Consider the following 14,272-nt stretch of genomic DNA (forward strand, 5'->3'; position numbering starts at 1 on the left):
CTCACCTCGCGACAGGCCGGCCCGCAGCGGATCGGCGAGATCACACGAGGGCACTGGGGCATCGAGAACAAGGTCCACTACGTGCGGGACGTGACGCTGGGCGAGGACGCCTCCCGCATCCGCACCGGCCACGGAGCCCAGAACATGGCCACGTTGAGATCGGTCACGATGAACTTCCTGCGCAGGACAGGAAGTTCCATCGCCGACGCCCGCCGCCGGCTGGCGCTCGCACCGCACACAGCCCCGCTCGACCTCTTCGGCATCCCCGGTGACCTGCATATTCACGACTGAGATCCGACTTTGCATCAGCCCTGACCGGAGGGGCGCTGGCCTCGAAGCGGGCTGAGCCGCCGTGGCCACAGCGTGCGAATGGCACCCGGTTTCGGGTGCCCTCCTCAGCAGGCAGGGATCAACCCCACCGCGTACTGGTCGGACCGGACCATGTCCTCGACGTGTTGTTCCACGCTGACGCCTCCGGGGAAGTGCAGGTAGGAGACATAGAGGCAGGCGTACTTCTCGCGTTGGCAGGCTGCCTGCCATGCGTCGAACGCCCGGCACTCGATGCGCTCGCCACCTGGCACGCACAGAGTTGCCCATCCGTTTTCGGACAGGCGGAACCGGGTGGCCTGTCGCAGACGCGAAGTCACAGAGCCCGGCGTCGGGTCGAGCCCGAGCGTCGTTGAGATGCGGGGCATAACGGTATCGGTCTCCTGCGTGCCGCAGTGCGCCAGCAGGGCGTATGAGCGTATGCCCTGGCCGGGGACCATCGCCGTCCAGCCCGCCATGGCCAGATCGCCGAGTCCGCCCGCCAAGCCACTGATCTTGGCGGTCTTCATGACGTCTTGCCTTTCACCGGGGGACCTCAGGGCTGCTTCCTCTCGACGCTATGGACCGAGCCGCGGGTCACCAACGGCCGGAAAGGCAGGCAAACGGGCATGAACAAGGGCGCTGGCAGGTGGATCTCCCGGATGCCCCCACCCGGCAGGAAGCGGCGAGATGCGAGGGATCAGACCATCACTGGCGAGACTGCTGAACCGTGGTGGCCGGGCCGGCGTGGACGTCATCGCCAGCCTCGGGCGGCTCAGTGTCTGTTTGAGAGGGAGAAAGCGCAGCTCCTTCCATGTGTGTGACAAGTAGGACTGGTGATGCCGGGTGTTTGCTCAGGCGGTAGACGCTGCCGGGTTTCGTTGAGCATTGTTGTTGCGGCCGGATGCCCGTACGAGACGAGAGCTTTGCCTGATTTAGTGCCCTTTAGTGCGTGAGGGGAGCGAGGTGTGCTGCATACCGTGGTGGTTCTTCACCATCGAAGGGAAAACTATGTCCTTGCATGACCTCAGCTCGGTGACCGCGCAGGTTTCGGAGATCATCACGGAAGTTTCGGGAGTGGTGCTGCCCGAGGGAAAGGAGCTTGGCGATGTCAAGCTCCTTGACGATCTCGACATTGACTCGCTGTCCACGGTTGAGGTGGTCGTGGCTGTCGAAGAGCGTTTCGGGGTCAATATCGAGGACTCGTCTGCCAATGGGCTGGCGACCATCGGGGACGTTGCGGGGCTCGTGATGCGGCTGCTGGACGAGGAGTGACGGCCACTGACGTACCCCTGCTGTCCAGCGGGGCTACGCTAGAGATCCCCGGAATGTTTCGGCCTACTGGACGGGATGCTGCCAAGCACATCATCAACGCTCTTGCGGTGGCCGCGTACCTTGATGGCTCGCAGCCGCATGCGCGCTCTGTTGAAATCGAGGGCGATGTAGACGTCGCGTCGGCGCTGCCGCTCGGTGCTCACATTCTTCGCACACATCACAGCTCAGACGGTAGTGGCTGCTGGCTGTTCAGCGGTCCGGGGTGGACGGCACAGGCCGAGAAGGTCCGAGCCGCGGAGCGGTTTGTAGTGCGTGTCACAGTCACTGCGGCGCTTGAGGACACTGCCGAACGTGTCGTCTGCGACATGGTCACGGCTACGAAGCCGGTGGTCGGGGACGGAAGCCATGTGCAGATCGGTTTCTGGCATCTGGGAGACCAGGGGTCGGCCCGGCGCAGCGGCCGGTCGATGCCGACTCAGCCGTGGCGGGAGATCAGGGGCAACTACACGGCGGCCGCCGCCCAGGGCTTTGGCGATCTGTCCGGCCTTACTCCTGAGGCCATCTTCGGTTCGATCCTTGTCGTTCACGGTCCGCCCGGCACCGGGAAGACAACAGCGCTGCGGACGCTTGCTCACGAGTGGCGGAGCTGGTGCGACTTCGAATATGTTCTCGACCAGGAGAAGATCCTGGCCTCCGCCGACTACCTGAAGGAAGTCGCGTTCGGGAACGCCAGCCCCCGAGCTGGGGAGCGCTGGCGAATGATCGTCATCGAGGACGGGGACGCCCTTATTCGGGCTGACGGCGGACGTACCACCGGTGCGCAGCTGTCACGGCTGCTGAACATCACCGATGGCATGCTCGGCGCCGACCGCCGGGTCCTTGTGGCCATCACCACGAACGAGGATCTGCAACGCGTCCATCCGGCCATCACCCGGCCGGGCCGGTGCCTGGCGGAGATCGAGGTCGGCCTGCTCACCCAGGCGGAGGCCCTGACCTGGAAGGAACACAACCCGGGCGGGCCAGCTACGTTCACCAGCGGACCGGTCTCTCTGGCCGAACTGTACGCTCAGCAGGCCGGAGCCGGCCGCGCCAGCCAATCAGCCCACCACGTCACAGGCGCCTATCTGTAACGACGCCGTGGGCCCTACGGTCCTCGACCACGGCCGCTGGACCGTTCACAGGATCATCGGCGCCGCTCGTCCCGACCGGGGTGACACCAGCTGCTGGGCTGTCGCGGTTCAGCCGGTGGTCTGCTGTCCGGTGCGTGCTCGGGTGGTGGCCAGGCGGTCGGAGCCGGTGCCGGTCTCGATGATGTTGCCGCCGAAGGTGAGGCGGTCGAGATGGCCGCGCAGAGGCGGGGGTCGGTGAACGTCTTGGTCCAGCCAACTGGGGCTGGCACTTGTTCCGGGAGAGACAACGGCCCTGCGACCTGGCCGTTTCAGGGGTCTGAGTGTCTCCCTGATTGTCTTGCTGACAGCGCGGTTCTGTAGGCGCTACCTTCATTCGTCAGGTGCGAGGAAGGTGTGCCGGATGGTGGAGCCGCGTCTGCGGGTGATCGAGGGCCGAACGGTGCCCGAGATGCCCGTTGCCTGGGCTGGGATCCGTGGGAGTTCCAGGCGCTGTGCGTGGAGGCCTTCGTGGCCTCGTGGCGGGCCCGAGGGTTCAGCCCGGTGACGGTCGAAAACGACATCGGCCTGCTGGAGCGGACATTGAAGGCTCTGGGGCGGCCGGCATGGGATGTCACACCCGAGGACATCGACCGCGTAGTCGGCGGCCTGGCCGTGGAGGGGCGGGCGCCGTCCACACGCCGCGGATACGTCCAGATCTTCAAGGGGTTCCACCGGTTCCTCCAGGCCCGAAAGGCCATCGAGATCGAGGCCGCGTTTGGCGTCCGGTTGGTCTGCCCGGTGGACGAGTTCAACGCCTCGCGGCATGTCGGCGACGACTCCCCGGCCCTGCTGCCGCCGCCGACCCCCGAGCGGGTCGAGGAGTTCTTCGACTTCCTCAAGGCCCGGATCGCCACCGCCCGCAAGTACGCACCCGCCGCCCGCGACTACGCGCTCTTTCGGACGCTGTACCACGCCGGCCTGCGCTCCGAGGAGGCATCGCTCCTGGACCGCCCCGACGTGCACTTCGGCCGCGGCCCGTTCGGCAAGCTGCACGTGCGCTTCGGCAAGGGCGCCCACACCTCCGGGCCGCGTCCGCGATGGGTGCCCATGCTCGACCAACTGGATCTGGTCCTGCGCTGGTTCCTCGACGACGTCCGCGGCAAGTTCCCCGACTCGCCCGCGCTGTTCGCCGATGAGTCGGGCGGCCACCTGCACCAGGGCACCGTCCGCAACCGCCTGCGCTATCTGATGGAGCTGGAGGGCCGGCCGGCCACCGACCGGTTCAGTCCGCATGCCCTGCGGAGGGCCTGCGCGACCCACAACTACGAGCGCGGAGTGGACCTGGTCGCCATCCAGCAACTACTTGGCCATTGGACTGTCAGTTCGACCATGAGATACGTCCGGCCCTCGGCCACGTTCATCGAGGACGCGTATCGACGCGCCGTGACCAGCACGCTCGGCGAGCTCACCGGAGAGGAACCCACGCCGTGAACATCAAGTGGAAGCTGCGGATGGCCGCCGCCCAGCGCGAGGTCTGGACCGGCGCCCAGCTGCGGCGGCTCCTGGCCGAGAAGGCGGGCCTGGAACTGTCCTCCGCCTCGGTTTCGGCCCTGTTCACCAAGGAACCCTCGCAGGTGAAGATGTCCACGCTCGCAGCGTTGTGCACCGCGCTGGAGTGCACCCCCAACGACCTGATCGAGGTCGACACCACCCCCGTCGAACGCCCTGTGGCTTCTCCTCGACCGGCAGCAGATCTGCCCCGGGTCGCCTCGGCCCGGGGCCGGTCCATGCCGCCGATCTGACCGAAGGAGGTGTGGGCCAGGCATGGGCAAGAGGCAGCGGGACTGCATCGGTTGCGGGGCACCGGTCGGCTTCATCGACCGGCAGCACTGCTGCCGCTGCACGGCCCGAATGAAGGACGAGGCCGCCCGCGCGTCCTGCCTTGCCTGCGGGAATTCACGCGTCCTGCAGGCCGAGACCGGGCGGTGCATCACCTGCTCGCGGACCTGCGCGGGCTGCGGGCGCCCGGTCCGCTCGCCGACCGCCAGCCACTGCGGGATCTGCCGACGCGAAGCCGACCGGCAGGCCGCGAAGCGGGTCTGCCCGCGCTGCCAGCGGCCCGGCTTTCTGCAGGACGGCACCGGATGGTGCGGCCACTGCTCTCGTCAACGGCAGAGCAACCAGCCGCCGCGGCAGTGCGCCGGCTGCGGCCAGGTGCGGCGCCATGCCGGGCTCGGGCTGTGTTCGGCCTGCTGGCAGAAGCACCCCGACCGCCCGTTCATCGCCGCCGAGAATCTCGCCGCACGGCTCGCCGAGCCCGTGCCCTGGCTGGGTGACCGACACTCTTGAGCGCAAGCCTCGGCCTTCAGGCCGGGGTTAGCTCATCCTTGGCCCGGAGGCGCGGAGCGCCGTAGCTCTCTGCGCCTCCGTTCTGAGGGTCAGACGGGCCGCTGCTGGTTCTCGATGTACTGGCGGATGATGCTGAGCGGTGCGCCGCCGCAGGACGCGGCGAAGTAGGACGGTGACCACAGGTGGCCGTGCATGATCGCCCGGTTCATCGCACCGGTGTACTCCTGCCGCAGATACCGCGCGGAGACGCCCTTGAGGCTGTTCACACCGCCGTGAAGTGGGTGCGTCGCCGGCAGGGTGGCGGTGTCGGGGGTGTCGGAGTGCTGCCGGTGTGCGGCGCGGTGGGTGCTCTACGGCGGCCGGTGCAGCGTGCTGTCGCCTGCCTCTGTCGGCCCGGTCCGCCCGCCCCCATGAGGTAATGGGGGATCCCGGCCGGCCGCTCCACTGATCGGGGGACGGACAGCGCAGTCGCTTCCGGGCGCCCTTGGCTTGCCGTCGGTGCCCGCCCTTCGGCCGTGTGCGTGGCGCTACAGAGACCTGACCCGAAAACGGACATCCATGAGGAATTGGACACCCTTGCTCCGTGCGGCCCGGGGCCGTGACCCGGGGCCGCACGTGCACCCGTCTCCCGGCCTGCGCCGCTCCGCCGTTGCGGGCGGCCACGGGCCCGGTGACCGGCGCGGGGGCGACCGGTTCGTGGTGCACCTGCGGCGTGAGGAACGGATGCGCGGTGGGGAAGCCGGTGCCGGCGGGCCGCAGCGGCGACCATCGGCGGCGGCAGGGTGCTCTCCGGGGCTCGGCCTGCCCGCCGCCGGCTTCTTGGCAGGAGGTGGCGCCGGGCCGCGCCCACGGCCTCCGGGTGATGGAGGAGTTCACCGTTTCGGATGTTCTTGCGGGGTGCGGCCCCGTCCCCCGGGAGAAGGTCGGCGGGGAGCGCGCCGGGTGGCGGAGACCCGGTAGTGGGCTTGTTCCGCTCCGCGTGGCCCGTTGGCAGCAGGGCGAGGTTGCGCCGAGGGTAGCAGGCGCCCGTGACAGCGTCGTGCGTATGCGTTCGGAGGCTGTCCGTCTTCGGCGCCGTCCGTCCTGGCCCGTTGCTATCGTTCGGGCCGGAAGGAATATGAGGGCGGTAAAACGCTCTCCTCGACATGATTCTGACGGCACGTCAATTGCTGTCGCGCGCTCGGCGGGTGCGGCCGCGACCTGCGGGTTGCGCGGACCGCGGCCTCGGCAGGCTGCGCCGCTACGCAGGGACGGAAAGGGTGATCGGGTGATGTCCGTGAACGTCGGCACAGGAACGGATGACATGGCTTCCGGCCGGCCGCTGGGGGAGCCACCCCGGCCGCCGCGGCAGTGGACGGTCGCGGAGACGACCCGCCGGACGATCACCGTGCACACCCCGGACGGCGCGCGCCGCTACGAGCTGTCGTACGAATCGGACACCCCCGGCCGCGGGCGAGTGGGAATCACCGGCTGCGACGCGGACGGCGAGGTCGTCACGGAACTGCGAGGGGACGTCCTGCCCGCCGACATCCCGCTGATCGCCCGCCTGCTGACGGGCGCCACGGGACCGGACGGCACGCAGGAGCGGGAACCCGCCACCGGTCCGCACACTCCTCAGGGGCCGCCCCGTACCGGGGAGCTCTGGAGCGGCGAGGAGGAGAACCGGCTGGCCGCCCTCCACCACGAGGGGACCGACCCGGCCGGCATCGCGCAGATGCTCGGACGCTCCGAGAAATCGATCCGCTGGAAGCTCGCCGGCCTGCGCCTTGCCCCGTTCCCCGAGGACCTGGTCGCCGCCCCGCGGCCTGTCCCCGTGCAGAGCGCACCCGAGAAGGCCTACACGGTCGAGGAGAAGCGGCGCGAGCACCCCAACGCCTACCGGCGCTGGACGGCGGACGATGACGCAGACCTTCTCGAACGCTGCGCCGAGGGCGTGTCGCTGGGTGGTTTGGCCGAAGAGTTCGGCCGCAACGAGGGGGCGATCGCCTCACGCCTGCTCAAGCTCGATGCGCGCGGGCCGGCGGCTGTGGAAGCCGAGGAGTTCGGCGGGTGACAGCGTCGGGACCGAGCGCTCCCAGGATGTGTCTGCGCGGCGATGGCCGTGCTCCGGGCCCCGGCCGGCACCCCCGTTCACCTGCGCGGCACAAGGCCGAGCGGCCTTGCCCCGCCACCCTGTCCGTCACCGCCCCCGCCCGGAAAGAGGAACTGCTGTGAGCCTGACCCGACTTCTCGACGACAAGACCTCCGCCCTGCGGGTCTTCTTCGAGAGCGAGCTGCCCGCCCTTCGCGCGCTGAGGGCCTCCTACCGGGCGACCCGCTCGCAGGTACTGCCGACGCAGCGACCCGAGCCGCAGACCGACATCCGGTAGGGCACGCTGGGAGCGGCGATCGACCACCGTCTGCGCTGGTCGCTGCGGGCCGTTCAACCGCGAGGCCGCTCCGTGGACGCCGGGATTTCGATGGCTGCGGAGTACACCCCGGTCCTGCGGCGTGTCGGCGTTGAGCTGCTGCACACGATCGACGAGCTGATCATCCGTGAGCAACTCGACGACCGTTCACGGCCCGGCGGCCGTGGGCGGGAGACGGAGGAACGCCTCGCCCGCCTCGCCTATGTCGCGGCACTGTTCGAGGAGGTCTTCCGCACCGGGCAGGTCTGGCCGTCCACCGCGCTGGCGCAGGCCGACGCCTCCCTCACCCTGGAGGACCTGGTGCGGACCGTGCCCGACCATGCGGTGCAAGACATTGCCGCGATGGTGGAGCGCTCCCGCCACGGAGGGCTGGAGGCCTTGCGCACAGCCACCTCTCCTGACCTGGTCGTTCCCGCTCCGACCTTCGCCGGCAGCGCGGATGTCGCAGGTGCCGATGCCGACTGGATCGCAGATCGCACCCTCGTCGACGTCAAGGCGACCATCACCCCGGACAAGATTCCCGGAAAGGACATCTACCAGCTCGCCGGCTACCTGCTGCTGGACTACGACGACGAGTACCGCATCGAACGACTCGGCTGGTACCACGCCCGCAACGGTGCGCTCACCCTCTGGGACACCGCGCAATTCCTCACTCTCCTGGGAGCCAGGGACTCCCTGCCGCGCCTGCGCGAGCGGCTCCGGGCCGTCTTGGCCTCCCGGGCCGCAGTCTCCCGCTGAACGCTTCCCCGGGCAGTGCCGTCCCATCGCCGCACGCGCCATCAGGTAGGCGCCGACAGGGAGCGGGCACGGACCGCCCGGGTCAGGGGCATGCTGACGAGGAGTGCTGGCCGGCCGTCACGGCGAGCGTGCGGCCGCATGGAGCGGGTGTCACCGCGTGTCCCTGTGCCCTGGGGCCGGTGACAGTCCGCCGGCCGCCGCCCGTGGGTCACCGCCTGTACGTCACCGCCCGCCGCTACGGCGAGCGCCTTTCGGACGGCGGGACGTGGAACCTGCCAGTCCCGCGGCTGCCGGTCAGGGCGATCCGGATCCCGGCGAGGGCGGGCAGCGTGATGTGGAGGCCGGCGAGGCCGCGCGGGGTTCTCGGGGAAGGACCTGGCCATGGGTCAGCCCCACCACGGGGAGCACGCAGGGGAGGGGCGGGAGCGTCGGTGACCCGCGAAGCCCGGCTGCGCGGCGCCGGGGCCCGGGCCCTGTCCGCCGGGCCCGGGCGAGGTCCTGCCGAAGCGGCCCGCCGCGCGGGGCGCCGCTCGAAGCCCGGTGGCAGCGGCCCGCTCCGCGGGGCCGGGTGCAGCCACCGGGCGCTGCGGAGGACGTCGGCGCCCGGTCCGCCAGCCGTTCCTCCTCCAAGGTTAAGAGCAAGATAGCTGGGGCTTGCCAATTGTCTTAATGAGCATGGAAGTTCACTCGACCGCGAACGGGAAGGATAAATGTTTCAGGGTTAAAGGTGGGCTAGGGTGGGTGGTGGAGGTGAGGCTGTGATGCCCACGCAGGAGGAGCTCTTCGCGGCGGTGGACGCGCTGCTGAACGACGGTGGTCCGCGGCTGCCGGAGCCCGCGGAGCGGGCGCGGCTGCGGGAGGCGGCGGGGGTGCCGCAGGCGCGGCTGGCCCAGGTGTTGAGGACGACGACGCAGACGGTGAAGAACTGGGAGGCGGGCCGCTCCGAGCCCAGGCCGCCCAGGCTGGAGGCCTACGCCAGGCTGCTGGAGGGCTGGGCGCAGCAGCACCCGGTCCCGGCGGCGGCCGAGGCGACGGTCGCCGAGGTGCCGCCCGCCTTCGCCCCCCACTCCGCGGCGACGCCCGTCCCTGCCACCGCCGTGGGGAACACGGCCGTGGAGGAGACGGCCGGGCGGACCCCGCAAACCCCGGCGGGTCCGGCGGTCCCTGACGACGACGAGGACGGGGTCGGCCCGCGCCCGGCCCGCCGCCCCGCTCGCGGGCCGGTGCGGACCGGCGAGGCACCCGCACCCGTGCGGCGGCTGGCCGCGCGTGCGGCGCAGGCCTTCGACGGGCAGTTCCCGAACGGCCCGCTGGTGGTGCTGGACGGGGACGGCACCGCCTACGGTGTCGGCGGCCTGGTGCTGGAGTGCCCGGCCACCACGCTTGCGCAGCTGGCGACCTGGGCGCTGACCGAATCCGGGCTCGGCGCCGCCAGGCTGAACCGCAACGGCAAGGATGCCGACCCGCTCATCGTGCTGACCGCGGCCGCCGCCGAACGCTTCGGCCTGCCCCCGAGTCTGGACGACGACCCGGCGACCCGCCGCAGCCAGCGCCTGCCGCAGGACCACAAGGTCGTCAAGGCGCTGGCCCGCTCCAAGTGGCAGCTCACCCGGCGTGGCTTCGGCCCCTGGCCGCGGATCTACCGCCCCGTCACCGACGGGCGCCGCCAGTGCGTCCAGCTCGCCGTGCTGCCCTGGCGCGCCCTGGACGACCGCGCCTGGGGCGCCGCCGACACCCTCCCCGCCCCCGACCTCGCCCGCGTGCTCGGCATCTACACCTCCCGCGTCATCACCCCCCGCGGCTCCACCGCCACCTGCGGCCTCGAGCTGATGACCGCGCTGCGCCCGCCGACCCGGGCGGTGCGCGACGAGGCGACGGGGGAGTGGGTGTCGGGGCCGAACCCGGGCGCGCTGACCTCGGTGGTCCAGGCGGCGCCGCCGGAGGTGATCGCCGAGCACCCGGCCGCGCAGGGCTGGGAGGGCGGGCTCATGAACGAGGAGTCCTGCCAGTGGACCCGCCCGGTTCAGACGCTGTCGGAGGCGGAGATGGTGGAGCCGTTCGCGGTCGGCATCGACCTGAACACCGCCTACCTCGCCGCCGCGGCCCGCCTGAACGTGGGCCTCGGCGCCCCGGTCCACGTGCGGCGTCCCCGGTTCGACAAGAAGGTGCCCGGCACGTGGCTGGTCGACCTGTCGGGCATCGCGTGCGACCCGCGGCTGCCCAGCCCGTTCACGCCGACCGGCCTCCCGCCCGAGGGCCCCGGCTGGTACGCCACACCCACCGTCGCCTACGCCCAGGAACTCGGCGCCGACATCCGGCCGGTGGAGGCGTATGTGCGCGAGCAGTACGGCGCCTACCTCGACCCGTGGCACGACCGGCTGCGGGAGGCGTACGTGTCCACGATGGCGGAGGCGGGCATCCCGGTGGACAAGGACGCCGACGAGCGGGCGTTCCTCGCCGCGATGACCGCGCACCGCCTCCTCAAGGACGCCGGCGAAGACCTGGACGCGCTGCGTGCGGCGCTGGCCGCTGAGGACCTCGCCCACCTCGCGCAGCTCGGCGACGACCGACTGGCCTCGGCCGCCTGGCGCCACCACCAGATCGCCATGGTGCTGTCGGCGGTGAAGTCGACGGTGAAGTTCGGGATCGGCAAGCTCCGCGAGCGCCCGCAGGGCGTCGGCTACGTCCCCGGCGAGCCGTGGCCGGCCCTGGAGCGCCCCACCTGGCGCCCCGACATCCGGGCCGCGGTCATTGCCAAGGCGCGGGTGAACCTGTACCGCAAGATGGCCAACGTCGCCAAGGCGAGCGGCCGTTACCCGCTCGGGGTGAACATCGACTGCGTCGTCTACGCCTCCCCGACCGCCTCCCCGCTGGGGTTCCTGCCGCTGACCGGCTCCGGCAAGGTCCTGCCCGGCACGTTCCGCCTCGGCGCCACCCCCGGCCTGGCCAAGGTCGAGGGCGCGCAGAGCATGCTGTGGGCGGTCGACCTGCTCGAGCGCGACCTGCCCGTCAACCCGGCCCGCCACGTCAAGGGCCACGACTCCGCCACCGTCGAGGGGAAGTGAGCGGCGCCGTGGAGGAGATCACCGACGCGATCGACCGCGCCACCCCCGAACACTTCACCCAACCCCCGCCCAAGACCGCGCAGGCCCAGATGCGGGCCCTCGTCAAGGCCGCCAAGGGCGACCGCAAGGCTGTGGCGGCCCGCCTGGGCATCGACCCCAACACGGTCCGCCGCTACCTGACGGGCAAGCTGCGCCACCCGCGTCCGGCGCTGCGCGAGGCGCTGGCCCGCGAGGTGGGCCGGGTGTGGCAGCCCGGCATCCGCCGCCGGGCCCGCAAGCAGGCCGCCACCGCCGGCGGCATCACCGTCGAGGTCTGGGCCACCTTCGGCTACACCGCGCCGGGCGGCACCACCGACCAGGCCCGCCTGCGGCACCTGACCCTCCACCTCCCGCCCTCCTGGGCCGGGCGGCTGTTCGCGGCCCAGGATCAGGGTGCTGACGACCGTCGGATGCGCGAGGTCATGGCCGAGGCATTCCAGGAAATCTATTTTAAGGACGGCGGACGCAACGAAGGACTCGAAGTCGCATTCACGGACATCCGGGCGATCGACGTCAAATTCTGAATTCCGGACACGGCTGCAAAAGATGAAATCTCAGGTGCGGTCGGGCTCCCGACGCCCCGACCGCCCGACGCCCGTCGGCCCGAAGCCCGGCCCGTGTGCTGCTCACCGCCGGGCCGGGCGGGCACGGGCCCGCCGTCGCTGCGCCGCGCGAAGGAACCGGCGGCCGCGGTCAATTCGACTTCGGTCGACTACGGTTCCGGATAGCGCGTTTCTGGCTACGGTTGGGGAGTGAACTCCCGGGCCCAGACCACCGGGGGCCGGACGGAGAGCATGATGACGTCGAACGACAGCGGCCGCGAACAGCTCGCCCCCGAGGGCGCCGAGGCGCTGCGCGCCCTGGCCCGGGAGGAACGCGGCCGGGCCGAGCAGCTGGCCGCGTTCCTGGAGGACGTCGCCGCCAACGGCCTGCCCGAGGCCGAGGACTGCACGCCGTGGGAGGAGTTGCGCGAACGCCACCTCGCCGAGCTGGCGAACGGGCAGACTGAGCAGCGTGTCGCCTGAAACCCCGCGCCGTGCCGACGTCGCCGCCCGCCAGCTCGAGAAGCTGACCGCGGCCCAGACCCACCGCCTGGACCGCGCCCTGGTCGCCATCTCCGTGCGCCCCGACATCGGCCACCCGCTCGAGGGCGGCGGCCGGCTGCGCGACTACCGCGACGGTGTCCGCATCATCTACCACGTCACGGTCCGCCGGACGATCATTATCTTGGGTTCGGACATCGTTTATGCAGGTGAGAGCGTTTTGGCGGCCTGAGGGACGTTAGGCACGGTTCTGGTTCTTGATCATGTTCCGAAGGCTGGTGCGAGCCCCGGCAAGTTCGTCTTCGAGGTCCTTGAACCGCTGGTGAAGTTGCTTGTTCTCGGCCGCTAGCTGCCGTTCCGCTGTCGATAGCCGTTGGTTCTCCGCGGTGAGTTCGTTGATGCGCTCGACGAGGTCGTAGCTGCCCAGCTGCTCGACCTGTAGGCGAGATGGACCTTGACCTGCTGCCGGAGGCCGGCGTTCTCGGTCCGCAGCCGCTTGATCTCCTCGCGGGCGAGAAGGAGATCGGTCTGCTCGCTGGCTGCGGACGACTTGCGACCGCTCTGCTGGTCGCGATGGTCTTGGGCTGCCTGGCGGGACCGGGCCTGTTCGATCCGCTCCCGGACGCCCGGGGCATAGACGAGCCAGCTGGAGACGTCCGCTTCGCGGGCGACCGCGGCGAAGGTGATGTGCCTGCCGCCGCGGAGCATGTCCTGGACAGCCTGGAGGACGCGTGCGCGCTTGGTTGAGGCTCTCGATGGCGTTGGTGGTGCAGATGATCTTCCGGATCTCGGTGTCGAAGCCGAGGAAGGGCACCATCTCGGGCCAGGCCCTCTCCCAGAGTTTCACCACAGCCGGGTAGTTCGCCTCCCAGGCCGCGGTGAATTCGGCGAACCGCTCCAGCGCCGCGGCCTCGTTCGGCGCTGTGTAGACCGGCTTGAGATCCCTGACCACCGCCGCCCAGTCCCGCTTGGACGTGTAGCGGAACGAGTTCCGCAGCAGGTGGACGATGCACGTCTGGACCACGGTTTGCGGCCAGACCTGCGCGACCGCGTCCGGCAGCCCGGTCAGTCCGTCGCAGACCAGGATCAGGCAGTCCTTCACGCCGCGGTTCTTGATCTCGGTGAGGACCGACTGCCAGTACTTGGCTCCCTCGCCGCCGCTGGAGGTCCACAGGCCCAGGATGTCGCGGTAGCCGTCGGCCGTGACGCCCAGGACCACGTAGACGGGCCGGTTGGCGACCTGCCCGTCGCGGACCTTGATATTCACAGCGTCCACGAACAGGACTGGGTAGACCGCGTCGAGCGGGCGGGTCCGCCAGTCGGCCATGCCCTCCAGGACGCGGTCGGTGATCGTGGACACGGTCTCCTTGCTCGTCGCCATTCCGTAGACCTCGGCGAGGTGCGCGACGATCTCCCCGGAGGTCAGGCCCTTCGCGGTCAGCGACACGACCAGGTTGTCCAGGCCCTCCGTGCGACGCGCATGCCGGGGCAGAACCTTCGGTGTGAACGTCCCCGACCGGTCCCGGGGCACCTCGACGGTGACCGGGCCGGCCTCGGTCAGCACCGTCTTGGACCGGTAGCCGTTGCGGGCGTTCCCGCCCTTGCGGGCACTGCGGCCCAACTCCGCGGAACCGGCCAGGTGCTCGTCCATCTCGGCTTCCAGAGCCTCCTGGAGCAGGTGCCGGGTCAGCTGTTGCAACAGCCCGCCCTCACCGAGCAGCTGCATCCCGCCGGCCCGGGCCTGCTCGGCCGCCAGCTCGGCCACGGACGCCACCACGTCCGACCCGCGTGTGTCTCTCCTGGAACCCATGTCCAAGGCATCGGCCGTTTCCGTCTCCGCCGCAACCGTTCCCTCAGGAACCGACTCGATCCGGTGATCCGTCAGCGAGCTCATCAGTGACTCCCTTGATCAGGGTGTCCACCGAAATTCTGATACTCCC

At 70.4% G+C, this 14,272-nt stretch carries 15 protein-coding genes and 3 pseudogenes; 13 read left to right on the top strand and 5 right to left on the bottom strand.

Annotated elements, in window-relative coordinates; all coding sequences use genetic code 11:
- Nucleotides 1-291, top strand: a pseudogene (locus AC2TEW_RS36955) (ISAs1 family transposase); the annotation flags it as partial.
- Nucleotides 292-395: 104 nt separating this feature from the next.
- Here AC2TEW_RS36955 and AC2TEW_RS36960 read toward each other — a convergent pair.
- Nucleotides 396-836: a hypothetical protein gene (locus AC2TEW_RS36960; protein ID WP_484627620.1), complete on the bottom strand. Its 441-nt coding sequence runs from the start codon at nt 834-836 to the stop codon at nt 396-398.
- Nucleotides 837-1,323: 487 nt separating this feature from the next.
- On the opposite strand from AC2TEW_RS36960, the gene AC2TEW_RS36965 reads away from it, so the two are divergent.
- Together AC2TEW_RS36965 and AC2TEW_RS36970 are read left to right on the top strand one after the other, a co-directional pair.
- Nucleotides 1,324-1,581, top strand: a complete 258-nt coding sequence (locus AC2TEW_RS36965) for a phosphopantetheine-binding protein (RefSeq protein WP_484627621.1) — start codon at nt 1,324-1,326, stop codon at nt 1,579-1,581.
- A 53-nt stretch (nt 1,582-1,634) separates the two neighbouring features.
- On the top strand, nt 1,635-2,711 hold the full coding sequence (locus AC2TEW_RS36970) for a DUF5925 domain-containing protein (RefSeq protein ID WP_484627633.1): 1,077 nt from the start codon (nt 1,635-1,637) through the stop codon (nt 2,709-2,711).
- A 108-nt stretch (nt 2,712-2,819) separates the two neighbouring features.
- Here AC2TEW_RS36970 and AC2TEW_RS36975 read toward each other — a convergent pair.
- A pseudogene (locus AC2TEW_RS36975) lies at nt 2,820-2,965 on the bottom strand (IS21-like element helper ATPase IstB); the annotation flags it as partial.
- A 286-nt stretch (nt 2,966-3,251) separates the two neighbouring features.
- Here AC2TEW_RS36975 and AC2TEW_RS36980 point away from each other — a divergent pair.
- The 3 genes from AC2TEW_RS36980 to AC2TEW_RS36990 are packed head-to-tail and all read left to right on the top strand — an operon-like array spanning nt 3,252 to nt 5,039.
- Nucleotides 3,252-4,181 carry a tyrosine-type recombinase/integrase gene (locus AC2TEW_RS36980; RefSeq protein ID WP_484627622.1) on the top strand — a complete coding sequence of 310 codons (930 nt, stop codon included), beginning with the start codon at nt 3,252-3,254 and terminating at the stop codon, nt 4,179-4,181.
- Nucleotides 4,178-4,492, top strand: a complete 315-nt coding sequence (locus AC2TEW_RS36985) for a helix-turn-helix domain-containing protein (protein ID WP_484627623.1) — start codon at nt 4,178-4,180, stop codon at nt 4,490-4,492. The genes AC2TEW_RS36980 and AC2TEW_RS36985 overlap by 4 nt, the downstream gene beginning before the upstream one ends.
- Nucleotides 4,493-4,514: 22 nt before the next feature.
- Nucleotides 4,515-5,039, top strand: coding sequence for a hypothetical protein (locus tag AC2TEW_RS36990; protein ID WP_484627624.1), 525 nt, complete (start codon nt 4,515-4,517; stop codon nt 5,037-5,039).
- Between the two features lie 89 nt (nt 5,040-5,128).
- Here AC2TEW_RS36990 and AC2TEW_RS36995 read toward each other — a convergent pair whose 3' ends face one another.
- A complete protein-coding gene (locus tag AC2TEW_RS36995; protein WP_484627634.1) occupies nt 5,129-5,335 on the bottom strand; it encodes a transposase in 207 nt (68 codons plus the stop codon).
- Between the two features lie 1,007 nt (nt 5,336-6,342).
- On the opposite strand from AC2TEW_RS36995, the gene AC2TEW_RS37000 reads away from it, so the two are divergent.
- The 7 genes from AC2TEW_RS37000 to AC2TEW_RS37030 all read left to right on the top strand — a co-directional run bounded on the left by AC2TEW_RS37000 (nt 6,343) and on the right by AC2TEW_RS37030 (nt 12,564).
- Nucleotides 6,343-7,092 (top strand): hypothetical protein, encoded by a 750-nt coding sequence (locus AC2TEW_RS37000; protein ID WP_484627625.1) that lies wholly within the window; start codon nt 6,343-6,345, stop codon nt 7,090-7,092.
- Between the two features lie 157 nt (nt 7,093-7,249).
- A complete protein-coding gene (locus AC2TEW_RS37005) occupies nt 7,250-7,408 on the top strand; it encodes a hypothetical protein (protein ID WP_484627626.1) in 159 nt (52 codons plus the stop codon).
- 72 nt (nt 7,409-7,480) lie between these two features.
- The gene (locus AC2TEW_RS37010; protein ID WP_484627627.1) at nt 7,481-8,185 is read left to right on the top strand and encodes a hypothetical protein; all 705 of its coding nucleotides are present in this window, start codon (nt 7,481-7,483) and stop codon (nt 8,183-8,185) included.
- 761 nt (nt 8,186-8,946) lie between these two features.
- A complete protein-coding gene (tap, locus tag AC2TEW_RS37015) occupies nt 8,947-11,250 on the top strand; it encodes a telomere-associated protein Tap (RefSeq protein ID WP_484627629.1) in 2,304 nt (767 codons plus the stop codon).
- Complete coding sequence (gene tpg / locus AC2TEW_RS37020; protein ID WP_484627630.1) at nt 11,247-11,813, top strand: telomere-protecting terminal protein Tpg; 567 nt, start codon at nt 11,247-11,249, stop codon at nt 11,811-11,813. Before tap ends, tpg begins: the two co-directional genes overlap by 4 nt.
- Before the next feature lie 273 nt (nt 11,814-12,086).
- Nucleotides 12,087-12,314 carry a hypothetical protein gene (locus tag AC2TEW_RS37025; protein ID WP_484627631.1) on the top strand — a complete coding sequence of 76 codons (228 nt, stop codon included), beginning with the start codon at nt 12,087-12,089 and terminating at the stop codon, nt 12,312-12,314.
- The gene (locus AC2TEW_RS37030; protein ID WP_484627632.1) at nt 12,304-12,564 is read left to right on the top strand and encodes a hypothetical protein; all 261 of its coding nucleotides are present in this window, start codon (nt 12,304-12,306) and stop codon (nt 12,562-12,564) included. Before AC2TEW_RS37025 ends, AC2TEW_RS37030 begins: the two co-directional genes overlap by 11 nt.
- A 113-nt stretch (nt 12,565-12,677) precedes the next feature.
- On the opposite strand, the gene AC2TEW_RS37035 is transcribed toward AC2TEW_RS37030, so the two are convergent.
- Both AC2TEW_RS37035 and AC2TEW_RS37040 read right to left on the bottom strand, forming a co-directional pair.
- Nucleotides 12,678-13,040 carry a hypothetical protein gene (locus AC2TEW_RS37035; protein ID WP_484627635.1) on the bottom strand — a complete coding sequence of 121 codons (363 nt, stop codon included), beginning with the start codon at nt 13,038-13,040 and terminating at the stop codon, nt 12,678-12,680.
- A pseudogene (locus AC2TEW_RS37040) lies at nt 13,021-14,142 on the bottom strand (IS256 family transposase); the annotation flags it as partial. The pseudogene AC2TEW_RS37040 and the gene AC2TEW_RS37035, both read right to left, overlap by 20 nt.
- Nucleotides 14,143-14,272 lie beyond the last annotated feature (130 nt).

The sequence above is a fragment of the Kitasatospora sp. NEAU-CNBT7 genome, assembly GCF_057220535.1.

What these genes read in the sequence shown, in the direction of transcription:
- AC2TEW_RS37035 (WP_484627635.1), bottom strand. Translation starts at nt 13,040, where the DNA reads ATGCTCCGCGGCGGCAGGCACATCACCTTCGCCGCGGTCGCCCGCGAA.
- tap (WP_484627629.1), top strand. Translation starts at nt 8,947, where the DNA reads ATGCCCACGCAGGAGGAGCTCTTCGCGGCGGTGGACGCGCTGCTGAAC.
- AC2TEW_RS37000 (WP_484627625.1), top strand. Translation starts at nt 6,343, where the DNA reads ATGGCTTCCGGCCGGCCGCTGGGGGAGCCACCCCGGCCGCCGCGGCAG.
- AC2TEW_RS36960 (WP_484627620.1), bottom strand. Translation starts at nt 836, where the DNA reads ATGAAGACCGCCAAGATCAGTGGCTTGGCGGGCGGACTCGGCGATCTG.
- AC2TEW_RS36990 (WP_484627624.1), top strand. Translation starts at nt 4,515, where the DNA reads ATGGGCAAGAGGCAGCGGGACTGCATCGGTTGCGGGGCACCGGTCGGC.
- AC2TEW_RS36970 (WP_484627633.1), top strand. Translation starts at nt 1,635, where the DNA reads ATGTTTCGGCCTACTGGACGGGATGCTGCCAAGCACATCATCAACGCT.
- AC2TEW_RS37025 (WP_484627631.1), top strand. Translation starts at nt 12,087, where the DNA reads ATGACGTCGAACGACAGCGGCCGCGAACAGCTCGCCCCCGAGGGCGCC.